Origin of the sequence: Aeromonas sp. R3-1 (assembly GCF_040908345.1) — a bacterium.
GTDB classification, from domain to species: domain Bacteria; phylum Pseudomonadota; class Gammaproteobacteria; order Enterobacterales; family Aeromonadaceae; genus Aeromonas; species Aeromonas veronii.
Genome location: NZ_JBFODN010000068.1, coordinates 1 through 7,733, shown reverse-complemented (window position 1 = coordinate 7,733; position 7,733 = coordinate 1). Strand labels below are relative to the sequence as shown.

The window sequence follows — 7,733 nt, the reverse complement described above, 5'->3', positions numbered from 1 at the left end:
TGGTGTAAGGCAAATCCATTCAACATGAGAAACATAACGGGGCCATCAGTGATGGCCCCGTTATGTGGGGAAATATAAAAAAACCGCCCCGGATATCCGGGGCGGTTTTTATTTGGTGATACCGAGATGAGTCGTGGACGACATAAGGGCTCAGCGATAGCGGCCGCGTACCGAGCTGCTGGCGCGGCCGGCCATCTTGATCAGGCTCTGGCGGGTGTGCAGGTGGCAAAGGGCCACACCGAGGGCATCCGCTGCATCCGCCTGCGGGGTGGCGGAGAGTTTCAGCAGATGGGTCACCATATGCTGCACCTGCTCCTTGGCTGCGCCGCCGGTGCCGACCACCGCCTGCTTGATCTGGGTGGCGGAGTATTCGCTCACCGGCAGATAGGCGTTGACTGCGGCGACGATGGCGCTGCCACGGGCCTGCCCCAGCTTCAGGGCCGAGTCGGCGTTGCGGGCCATAAAGACCCGCTCGATGGCAAACTCGGTGGGCTTGAACTGGGTGATGATCTCGCATACCCCGTCATAGACCTGCTTGAGGCGCTCCGGCAGCTCGCCGCAATCGGTGCGGATGCAGCCAGAGCCAAGATATTCGGCCTTGCCGCCCACGACCCGGATAACCCCGTAGCCGGTGATCCGTGAACCCGGATCGATGCCCAAAATAATGCTCATGGGTGTTGATTGCTCTAAACGCGAGTGATGGCCGCCAAGATAGCAAACTGTGGCCCGTTTGGCTGTATGTCCCGGGTCAAGCGGGCAAAGATTGGCCAGCCTGCGTCGGGCGTGGCTACCCCTTGAACAATTCTATGGTGTCGCCATCCTGCAGGCTGCCCGCGCCACGCACCACCACCCGATCCCCCTGCTTGAGGGCGCCGCTCACCGCCACCTGCTGGCTGTCGCCAAACAGCACGGTGACCGGCACCCGATTCACCTTGAGCGCCTTGCCGCTTCGCGCCACCTGATAGACCACGCTGCCATCGGTGCCGAGCACTAGGGCATCCCGGGGCAGCAGCATGCTCTGCTGATCCCCCAGTGGCAGGGCAACCCGTACCGGCGAGCCGATGATGAAGGTGCCCGCTTCCGGTTTGAGGCGCAGCTCGATGAGGCGCGACTTGGGATCGGCGCTGGCGGCTCGCTGGTAATAGACGCCGTGACCGCTCAGCTGCTCCCCCTCCACCTGCAGCCGGGTTTGCGGTGCCAGCTGCTGGGCCCAGAGTATGGGGGCCTGCAGGCGGATATCCGGCTGATCCGGGTTGACCAGCTCCAGCGCCTGTTCGCCCGCGTCCACATGCTCGCCGGGCTGGATGAAGTGGTTGTTCACCACGCCGTCGAACGGGGCATAGATGTGGCTGCGGCGCAGCTGTTCCTCAATCTGGTTCACCTGTATGGCGGCCAGCCGCTCGGCCAGCGCGGCCTGCTCCACATCGTAGCTGGCCTTGTCGTACTGGCTTTGGGAGGCGCTCTTTTGCTGGTGTAGTCGGGTGATCCGCTGGGATTCGGCGCGAGCGAAGCGCAAGTTGCTCTGCCATTTCGCCTGCTCGGCGCGAGCTTGCTCCAGCGAGAGGCGCAGTGCCGCGCTGTCGAGGCGCAGTAGCTCATCCCCTTTTTTGACCCGGCTGCCAAATTCGGCGATCCACTCCACCCGGCCGCTCACTTCGGCGCTGAGTGCCGCCTGCTGGCGACTCGCCACCGTGCCGCTGACCCAGATATTGGCGGCCGCATCCCCTTGGGTCACATCCGCCAGGGTCACCATCTTGCCCTGATCGGCCAATACCGGTAGCGCACTGCCTGCAATCAGCACCGCGCCAGCCAACATTCGGGTAATCATATGTGTCATCGATGAGCTCCTTGCTCAGGCCCGCTGGCGTAGGGGTTGTGGGATCGCCACCTGCTCCCCGAGACGCAGGAAGGCAGGCAACAGGATCAGGGTAAACAGGGTGCTGCAACTCATGCCGCCGACAATGACGGTGGCGAGCCCGCGGTAAATTTCGCTCCCTTCGCTCGGGCTCAGCATCAGCGGCAGCATGCCGAAGATGCTGGTGAGGCTGGTCATGGCGATGGGGCGCATCCGGCTTTGCAGGGCATCGGCCACCGCCAGCTGACGGCTCATGCCGTCCCGCTCGGCGGTGCGGGTCTGATGCACCAGCAGGATGGCGTTGTTGACCACCAGGCCCAGCAGGATGACAAAGCCGATGATGGTGAGCAGGTCCATCGGCAGCGGCACCAGCAGCCCGCTCAGTTGCAGCGCCAGCACGCCGCCAACCGAGGCAAGGGGCAGGGTGAGCAGCACCAGCAGGGCATCCTTGATGGAGGCAAATACTCCCCACAGCAGCACCAGCAGGATCACCACGGCAAACAGGAAGATGGTCCCCAGATTGTCGAGCGCCTGTTGCAGGCTGTCGGCGTTGCCGGCAATGCGCAGCTCGCCACCGGCGGGCAGCAGGGGACGGATGGCGGCAAAACTGTGGTTTTTCAGGGTGTCGATCACCTGCTCCATGGTCATACCCGCCGGGGGCGCTATCTGCAGGCTGATGCTGCGCCGCCCATCGGCCCGGAAGATGCTGGCCGGGCCCATGTCGTGCTCCACCCGCAGCAGCTCGCCAAGGGGAACGATGCGCCCGGAGGGGGTGGCCAGCGGCACTGCCTTCAGTTCGTCCGGATTGGCGGAGCTTTGCCCCATCAGCATGATGTCGAGCCGATCCTCGCCGTCGAAATACTCGCCCACTCGCAAGCCGTCGCCAAAGGTCTGGATAATGGTGGGCAGGGGCGTGCGATCCCAGCCCACTTCGGCGAGGCGCCGATCTTGCGGCACCAGTTTGAGCTCGGGGGCGGTGAAGTCGAGACTAGGCTCGGGCCGGATCTGTGCTCCCGGCAGGTCCTTGCTGAGGATCCCCATGCTGGCACGGGCTGCCTGATAGAGCTCGGGCAGGTTACCCCCCTGCAGCAGCAGGGAGACGCCGTTCTCGCTGTCAAAGCCGCCAAACAGCGACCCCTGACCGCCGAACACCCGGGTGTCGGGAATACCCACCAGCAGCTGTTTCATCAACAGGCTCTCCAGCTCCCTGATGCGGGTCTCGTCCTTGGGGCGCACGCCAATCTGGGCGCCCCCCGGGTAGCGCAAGATGTAGTAGTTCTTGAGGGCAGGCTCTTTCTCCCCCTTCATGTAGGGGGCGAGGCGGGCGATCAGGGTATCGATCACCTCTTCGCGCTGGGCCTTGAGGTTGACCCCGGGGGTGAAGTTCATCCAGACATCCACTGCGTCCCGTTTCACGTCCGGCAGATAGTCCATCTTGGGCAGCAGCGCCCAGGTGGCCAGGGCCGGCAGGCTCATCATCAGGGTGATGACCGTCCAGCGCTGGCGTGAGGTCGAGGTCCAGCGGATCACATGACGGGTAGTGCGCTGCCACAGCGACTCATAGGGATCGGTCAGCGTTTCACGCCCCATCCAGCGCGCCGCCACCGCGGGCAGCACGATGACGGCGACCAGCATGGAAACCGTCACGGCGCAGGCGATGGTCAGCGCCAGATCGGCAAACAGCTGACCCTCCACATCGTTGAGCAGCAGCACCGGCAGGAAGATGGCGACAGTGGTGAGGGTAGAGGCGACCAGCGCCGTCCACACCTGACGGGTACCTTCGAGCGCCGCCTCCGCCTTGCTCAAATCCCCCCGCTCGTGGCGCCGGTAGATGCTCTCCAGCACCACGATGGCGGCGTCGAGCACCATGCCGACGGCAAAGGCGATGCCCGCCAGCGAGATGATGTTGAGGGTGCGATCCATCACCTTGAGCAGGCAGAAGGTGAGCATGATACTGATGGGGATGGCGAGGGCAATCATCAGGGTCGCCTTGAGCTGGCGCAGGAAGAACCAGAGGATGGCACAGGAGAGCAGCACCCCGAGCCCCAGGTTGGCGGTGACCATGCTGACGGCGCGATTGATGTAGAGGGAGGCATCGAACGACTGCTCCATGTGCAGCCCGACCGGCTCCAGCACCTCGCGGTTGAGCTCGTTCACCCGGGCCTTGATCGCCTCAAGGGATGCCAGGGCATTGGCGCCGCTCTCCTTGAAGATCTGGGCGGCGATGGCGGTATTGCCGTTCTGGATCCGCAGCACCGGGTTCTCTTCCCGGGCCACCCTTACTTCTGCTACATCCCGCAGATAGATGGGCAGGCCATCGCGCCAGTCCACCACCTTGTCCCCCAGCGTCTCGACATCATAGCGACCGGCAAAGCGCAGCTTGTACTCCCAGCGCCCGATGTCGAGGGTACCGGCCGACACGTCCCAGCCGGTGGTGGCCCGGCTGGCCAGCACCGGGATCTCCACCCCCAGCTCGGCGGCGCGATAGGGGTCGAAGCGGATCTGGATCTGGCGCTCGTTGATCCCCTCGACTGCGACCGTCGAGACCCCTTCGATGCGCTCCAGCTCGGGTTTTACCCGCGCCTCGATCAGCGCCTGATGATCATCGATCACCCCTTTGGCACCGGGCAGCTGCTGGATGAAGAAGAAGGTGAGGGTATCGTTGCTGCTGTAGTTGTTGACGTAGGGGCCGCCGATCTTGTCCGGCAATCCCGAGACCCGGTTCAATCGCGAAATCACATCGAGTTGGGCCCGTTGCATGTCGGTGCCGAGGGCAAACTCCATGTCGATTTCGGTAAAGCCGGGATAGCTGTTGCTGACAAGGCTCTTGAGCCCCTGCACCCCCTGCATCTCCTGCTCGATGGGGTCGGTGATCTCCGACTCCATCTCCTGGGGAGAGGCTGAACGCCAGCTCACCGAGATGTTGAGGTGTGGACGGTCGATGTCGGGGAACAGCTGGATCGGCAGTCCCCGGATGCTGAGCAGACCCAGCAGGAAAATCAGCACGATCGAGACCGCCACCCAGATGGGGCGTTCGATCGCCGTTTTGGCGAGGTTCATTCACTCTTCCTGAGTTGTTGTTATCGGCCATTCCGCTGGCCTTGCTTCCAAAGCCCCTGCAACAGGGACTCAAGCATTTAACTGGAATTCTCCTAGCTTGTAAATGCATGGTTAACAAACAAAAAACCGGCCACGAGGGCCGGTTTGGTACTGGTCTACCAGGGGATCAGGCGGCGTGCTCGACCTTGTTTGGCTGCTTGTTTGCTTGCTGGGAGAAGCCTTCCAGCTCGCCCGGGGCGAAGTTGTCTACCTGAATCGCTTCGTAGCGCAGGGCATCGGCGGCCAGCAGTTTGTCCGCTTCGTCCTTGCTCAGGATGGAACCGGCCAGTGCGGCGGCAACCAGCTCCGGCAGCGCCAGTTTGCGGGGCAGTTTGCCCTCTTTCTGGGCCTGCACCAGCTTCTTCTCGTAGGGCTGCACGGCGACCATGGCCTGGAAGGCGCGCTCCATCAGGCCGACCGGATCCGCCTCGTCTTTGCCGACGTAGCACAGCGCCGTCAGACGGTCGCGGAACTCGCCCGGCTTCATCATGGCCAGACAGATGGCGTGGCAGCGATCGTCGGCCGGCATCTTGTAACCGACGCCGAACGGGAACACCACGCGCTTGAGTACGGCACCCACCACCTTGTTCGGGAAGTTCTGGAAGAAGCCCTCGAACGCCTTGCCAATCAGGTAGAGGTTGCGCTCCACCGCGTACTGCACGAACGGCAGGTCGGAGACCATGCGGCCCTGATCCTCGTAATGCTTGAGGGTAGCGGAGGCCAGATAGAGGTGGCTCAGCACGTCACCCAGACGGGCGGAGATCATCTCCTTGCGCTTGAGATCGCCACCCAGCATCAGCATGGAGACGTCGGCGCACAGGGCCAGCCCTTTACTCATACGGGAGAGCTGTTTGTAGTAGCGGGCGGTTTCACCAGCCACCGGCGCGCTGTTGAACTGACCCAGAGTCAGCCCCTGGAACAGGGAACCGAAGAAGTTGCCGGCGCCGAAGGCGATGTGCTTCATCAGCAGGGCGTCAAACTTCTCGAGACCGCGCTCCACGTCGGTGTCGGCCGCCGCTTCCAGCTCAGCAAACACGTACGGGTGGCAGCGGGTGGCACCCTGCCCGAAGATCATCAGGTTGCGGGTCAGGATGTTGGCCCCTTCCACCGTGATGGCGACCGGAATACCCATGTAGGCGTAGCCGGTGTAGTTTTTCGGGCCCAGCTGGATGGCACGACCGGCGTGGATATCCATGGAGTCATCCATGATCTGGCGCGCCATCTCGGTCATGTGGTACTTGGAGATGGCGGTGACGATGGCCGGTGCCTGACCCAAGTCCAGCGAACCTGCGGTCATGCGACGGGCCCCTTCCAGCTGATAGGTGAGGCCACCGATGCGGGCCAGCGCCTCTTGAACACCTTCAAACTTGCCGATGGACATGCCGAACTGCTTGCGCACATAGGAGTAGGCGCCCACGGTGCGGCTCGCCATGTGACCGCAAGCGGTGCCCAGAGCAGGCAACGAGATGCCGCGACCGGCGGAGAGGCACTCCACCAGCATGCGCCAGCCGCGACCGGCATAATCCGGGCCGCCGATGATCCAGTCGAGCGGAATGAACACATCCTTGCCGAAGGTCGGGCCGTTCAGGAACGCCAGACCCATGGGGTAGTGGCGATCGCCGACGCGCACGCCCGGGTGGCTGGTGGGGATGAGCGCGCAGGTGATACCGAGCTCCTCCTTGTCACCCAGCAGTCTTTCCGGGTCATAGAGTTTGAACGCCAGCCCCAGCACGGTAGCGCGGGGCGCCAGGGTGATGTAGCGCTTGTTCCAGTTGAGGCGAATACCCAGCACCTCTTCACCCTTGTGCATCCCTTTGCAGACGAGCCCCTTGTCAGGAATGGCGCCGGCATCGGAGCCCGCTTCCGGCCCGGTCAGGGCGAAGCAGGGCACTTCCTTGCCATTGGCCAGCCCCGGCAGCCAGAAATCTTTCTGGGCCTGGGTGCCGTAGTGCATCAGCAGCTCGCCCGGACCGAGGGAGTTCGGCACCATGACGGTGACCGCCACGCTCAGGCTCTTGGTGGCGATGCGGGTGACGATGGTGGAGTTGGCAATCGCAGAGAATTCGCGGCCGCCGTAGGATTTCGGGATGATCAGGGAGAAGAAGCCTTCCTTCTTCAGATAGTCCCACACCGGCTCCGGCAGGTCTTTGGTTTCGTTGACGATCTTGAAGTCATCAACCATGGCGAGCAGGGTTTCGACCTGATTGTCGATAAAGGCCTGCTCCTCTGCGGTCAGCTCGGCCTTGCCGTAGCCGTGCAGTTTTTTCCAGTCGGGGTTGCCGCGAAACAACTCGCCATCCCACCAGACGGAGCCGGCTTCCATGGCCTCCCGCTCGGTAGCTGACAAGGGCGGCAATATCTTTTTGAAGATGCCGAACACCGGACGGGTTACCACCTTTTTACGGATGGAGGGTACGCCGAGCACAACGGCTATCGCCAGCACCAGCAGGACAAGCAATGTGATCATACCGAAGTTCCTTCTATTTCACTGTTTCCGTTGATTTATTGTTGGTTGTTACACGGCCAGGGAGAGCCTGGTCGACTCCACGGGCGCCCCGACTCCGGACGCCAGATAAGGAATAACGTTGCGCACCAGCCCTTCCACATCGAGCTGCTGGCCAAAGTCGGCCAGGGCGATGTCGCGCAGGGCATCGGCAGAGGCCATGGTGAATACGACGGTGCCCAGAGTGAAGTGCAGTCGCCAGAAGAGATCCGCCGGCGACAGGGCCGGATTGGCCTTGGAGATGGCCTGGGTTATCCGCAGCAAAATGGGGCCATA

4 protein-coding genes and 1 pseudogene are annotated in these 7,733 nt (G+C 63.0%); all 5 read right to left on the bottom strand.

What is annotated here, in order from left to right:
* Nucleotides 1-150 precede the first annotated feature (150 nt).
* Nucleotides 151-672, bottom strand: a complete 522-nt coding sequence (gene ruvC / locus AB5Y85_RS03980) for a crossover junction endodeoxyribonuclease RuvC (RefSeq protein WP_005334512.1) — start codon at nucleotides 670-672, stop codon at nucleotides 151-153.
* A 115-nt stretch (nucleotides 673-787) separates the two neighbouring features.
* Entirely contained in the window at nucleotides 788-1,837 is a 1,050-nt protein-coding gene (locus AB5Y85_RS03975; RefSeq protein ID WP_257687297.1) for an efflux RND transporter periplasmic adaptor subunit, read from the bottom strand.
* Nucleotides 1,838-1,852: 15 nt separating this feature from the next.
* A complete protein-coding gene (locus tag AB5Y85_RS03970) occupies nucleotides 1,853-4,915 on the bottom strand; it encodes an efflux RND transporter permease subunit (RefSeq protein WP_257687298.1) in 3,063 nt (1,020 codons plus the stop codon).
* Nucleotides 4,916-5,081: 166 nt separating this feature from the next.
* A complete protein-coding gene (locus AB5Y85_RS03965) occupies nucleotides 5,082-7,421 on the bottom strand; it encodes an acyl-CoA dehydrogenase (protein ID WP_257687299.1) in 2,340 nt (779 codons plus the stop codon).
* 48 nt (nucleotides 7,422-7,469) lie between these two features.
* A pseudogene (locus AB5Y85_RS03960) lies at nucleotides 7,470-7,733 on the bottom strand (TetR family transcriptional regulator); the annotation flags it as partial.

Coding starts and splice junctions, on each gene's coding strand:
- AB5Y85_RS03970 (WP_257687298.1), bottom strand. CDS start 4,915: ATGAACCTCGCCAAAACGGCGATCGAACGCCCCATCTGGGTGGCGGTC.
- ruvC (WP_005334512.1), bottom strand. CDS start 672: ATGAGCATTATTTTGGGCATCGATCCGGGTTCACGGATCACCGGCTAC.
- AB5Y85_RS03965 (WP_257687299.1), bottom strand. CDS start 7,421: ATGATCACATTGCTTGTCCTGCTGGTGCTGGCGATAGCCGTTGTGCTC.
- AB5Y85_RS03975 (WP_257687297.1), bottom strand. CDS start 1,837: ATGACACATATGATTACCCGAATGTTGGCTGGCGCGGTGCTGATTGCA.